Origin of the sequence: Vibrio sp. 10N.222.49.C12, assembly GCF_041475025.1 — a bacterium.
Classification (GTDB): Bacteria; Pseudomonadota; Gammaproteobacteria; order Enterobacterales; family Vibrionaceae; genus Vibrio; species Vibrio crassostreae_C.
Genome location: NZ_JBFRVF010000132.1, coordinates 1 through 400, shown reverse-complemented (window position 1 = coordinate 400; position 400 = coordinate 1). Strand labels below are relative to the sequence as shown.

2 tRNA genes are annotated in these 400 nt (G+C 46.5%); both read left to right on the top strand.

Annotation, left to right across the window (positions count from 1 at the left end):
• Window positions 1-61 precede the first annotated feature (61 nt).
• Window positions 62-138 (top strand) — tRNA-Asp (locus AB4583_RS21285).
• Window positions 139-173: 35 nt separating this feature from the next.
• Window positions 174-250, top strand: a tRNA-Trp gene (locus AB4583_RS21280).
• Window positions 251-400: the final 150 nt, after the last annotated feature.

The following is a 400-nucleotide window of genomic DNA, read 5'->3' as shown; positions in this document are numbered from 1 at the left end:
AGTAGGACATCGCCAGGCTTGAAATTTGAACACTTGTCAGCGACGACAAGTATTCCACTGCGGAGTGGTAGTTCAGTTGGTTAGAATACCGGCCTGTCACGCCGGGGGTCGCGGGTTCGAGTCCCGTCCACTCCGCCACTTATTCAGAGTTTCAGCTCTTTAAAACTGAAAATAGGGGTGTAGCTCCAATTGGCAGAGCAGCGGATTCCAAATCCGCGTGTTGGGAGTTCGAATCTCTCCACCCCTGCCATATTTAAGGCTCTAGCAGAAATGCTAGAGCCTTTTTGCTTTCTGGAATTTAATAAATTACAGAAAGTAGCCTGGTATAATACCAATCCGGAAAATTAACTGATCAGGTCAATCCAATCTCTTGTACACATTTTTGTGACGCGATCTTTGC